A 2,296-nucleotide genomic window follows, 5' to 3' on the forward strand; every position below is an offset into this window, starting at 1 on the left:
GCCGCGCATGGCGATCTGGCGCTGCGTGAACGGCAGTTTCTCGCCGGCGGCCACGCGGATCTGCATCTGCACGATGTCGATGCCTGTGACCAGTTCGGTAACCGGGTGCTCGACCTGCACCCGCGTGTTCATCTCGATGAAGAAGAACTCGCCGTCCTCGTAGAGGAACTCGAAGGTGCCGGCGCCGCGGTAGCCGATCTTCTTGCAGGCCGCCACGCAACGCTCGCCGATGCGCTCGATGATGCGGCGGGCGATGCCGGGCGCCGGTGCCTCCTCGATGATCTTCTGGTGCCGGCGTTGCATGGAGCAGTCGCGCTCGCCGAGCCAGACCGCGTTGCGGTGCGTGTCGGCCAGCACCTGGATCTCGATGTGTCGCGGGTTCTCGAGGAACTTCTCCATGTAGACCGCCGGGTTGCCGAAGGCCGCGCCCGCTTCGGAGCGGGTGGTCAGCACGGCATGGAGCAGCGCAGCTTCGGTGTGCACCACGCGCATGCCGCGCCCGCCGCCGCCGCCGGACGCCTTGATGATGACCGGGTAGCCGATCGCGCGCGCCTGGCGCGTGATCTCCTTCGGGTCGTCGGGCAGCGCGTTCTCCGAGCCGGGCACGCACGGCACGCCGGAGCGGATCATGGCCTGCTTGGCCGAGACCTTGTCGCCCATCGTGCGGATCGCCTCGGGCGTCGGGCCGATGAAGACGAAGCCGCTTTGCTGCACACGCTCGGCGAAGTCGGCGTTCTCCGACAGGAAACCGTAGCCCGGATGAATGGCCTCGGCGTCGGTCACCTCGGCGGCCGAGATGATGGCCGGCATGTTGAGGTAACTCAAGGCGGACGCCGCCGGGCCGATGCACACCGATTCGTCGGCCAGCTTGACGTACTTGGCGTCGCGGTCGGCCTCAGAATAGACGATGACGGCGCGCACGCCGAGTTCGCGGCAGGCCCGCTGAATGCGCAAGGCGATCTCGCCACGGTTGGCGATCAGGATTTTTTTGAACATCGAGGGCTTGGCCTTACTCGATGATGTAGAGCGGCTGGCCGAATTCGACCGCTTGGCCGTTCTGACACAGGATCTGGGTGACGGTGCCGGACTTGTCGGCCTCGATCTCGTTCATGATCTTCATCGCCTCGATGATGCAGATCGGCTCGCCTTCCTTGATCTCGCCGCCGATCTCGACGAAGGGCTTGGCCCCTGGGCTGGCCGAGCGGTAGTAGGTGCCGACCATCGGCGACTTGACGGTGTGGCCGCTTTCCACGGGCTCGGGGACCGGTGCCAGCGCGGCAGGCACGGCGGTGGAGGGCGAGGCTGCAGCCACCGCCGGCGCGGCCGGTGGCTGCACCGAAGGCGGCGCGCCCTTGACGATGCGGACCTTGCCGTCGGCTTCGGTGATCTCCAGTTCGGAGACATTGGACTCCGAGACCAGATCGATCAGCGTCTTGAGTTTGCGCAGGTCCATGAGCTTGCCTCTCCATCAGATATCTTGTGATTGAACAAAAGAAGCGCGAAGCGAGCGTCGGCTTTGCCGGCGGCTCGCCGCCGGTCAGGCGTGGGGGCCTTGTTCGAGCCGCTCGAGTGCAAAGTCCAGCGCCAGCCGGTAGCCGGCTGCGCCCAGGCCGACGATCACGCCTTCGGCCAGATCCGAGAAATACGATTGGCGGCGGAAGGCCTCGCGTCGGTACACGTTGGACAGGTGGACTTCGACGAAAGGAATGGCCACTGCAGCCAAGGCGTCGCGCAAGGCCACGCTGGTGTGCGTGCACGCCGCCGGGTTGATGAGAATGAAATCGCAGCCCTCGCTGCGCGCCGCTTGCACCCGGTCGACCAGCGCGCCCTCGTGGTTGCTCTGAAAGCTGTCGATCTGCGCGCCGGCTTTCTGGCCTCGCTCGAAAAGCATTGCATCAATCTCGGCCAGCGTCGTGCTGCCGTAAACCGCGGTTTCGCGGCTGCCGAGCAGGTTGAGATTGGGCCCATGAAGAACGAGGATGCGCATTCAGGTGTGTAGAGATGCCGGCAGATCGGCCGGCGAAGGGGCGACTTTACGCGCGAATGGAGCAGAAAGCGAGAATTGCGGCGTGAGCCGCTTCTAGCTGGGCTAAGCAGGCGCCGCGGCCCAGCGGGCAAGTTCTGCGTAACTCGTTTCGCCGAGTTTGCGCTGTGCAACCCGCCCTGCGACATCGAAAGCGACGCTGAACGGCAGGCCCCCGCGGTCATTGCCCAACTGGCGCACCAAGGCCGTGCCGTCGACACCGGCCAAGCCAATGGGGAAACCCAGGTTCATGCGGCCGAGGAACTCTCGCAC

4 protein-coding genes are annotated in these 2,296 nt (G+C 65.7%); all 4 read right to left on the reverse strand.

Features of this window, described 5'->3' with window-relative positions; all coding sequences use genetic code 11:
* Positions 1 to 996, reverse strand: a 996-nt coding sequence (locus H0W38_RS21150; RefSeq protein WP_292457914.1) for a biotin carboxylase N-terminal domain-containing protein, incomplete at its 3' end; no start/stop codon positions are given.
* 13 nt (positions 997 to 1,009) lie between these two features.
* Positions 1,010 to 1,453 (reverse strand): acetyl-CoA carboxylase biotin carboxyl carrier protein, encoded by a 444-nt coding sequence (gene accB / locus H0W38_RS21155; protein ID WP_292457916.1) that lies wholly within the window; start codon positions 1,451 to 1,453, stop codon positions 1,010 to 1,012.
* An 84-nt stretch (positions 1,454 to 1,537) separates the two neighbouring features.
* Positions 1,538 to 1,987 (reverse strand): type II 3-dehydroquinate dehydratase, encoded by a 450-nt coding sequence (gene aroQ, locus H0W38_RS21160; RefSeq protein WP_292457919.1) that lies wholly within the window; start codon positions 1,985 to 1,987, stop codon positions 1,538 to 1,540.
* A 102-nt stretch (positions 1,988 to 2,089) separates the two neighbouring features.
* The coding region (locus tag H0W38_RS21165) for a TlpA family protein disulfide reductase (protein ID WP_367162560.1) at positions 2,090 to 2,296 on the reverse strand (207 nt) is incomplete at its 5' end.

It is taken from the genome of Methylibium sp., assembly GCF_013817365.1.
In the GTDB taxonomy this organism is placed as follows: Bacteria; Pseudomonadota; Gammaproteobacteria; order Burkholderiales; family Burkholderiaceae_C; genus Methylibium.

Coding starts and splice junctions, on each gene's coding strand:
- accB (WP_292457916.1), bottom strand. CDS start 1,453: ATGGACCTGCGCAAACTCAAGACGCTGATCGATCTGGTCTCGGAGTCC.
- aroQ (WP_292457919.1), bottom strand. CDS start 1,987: ATGCGCATCCTCGTTCTTCATGGGCCCAATCTCAACCTGCTCGGCAGC.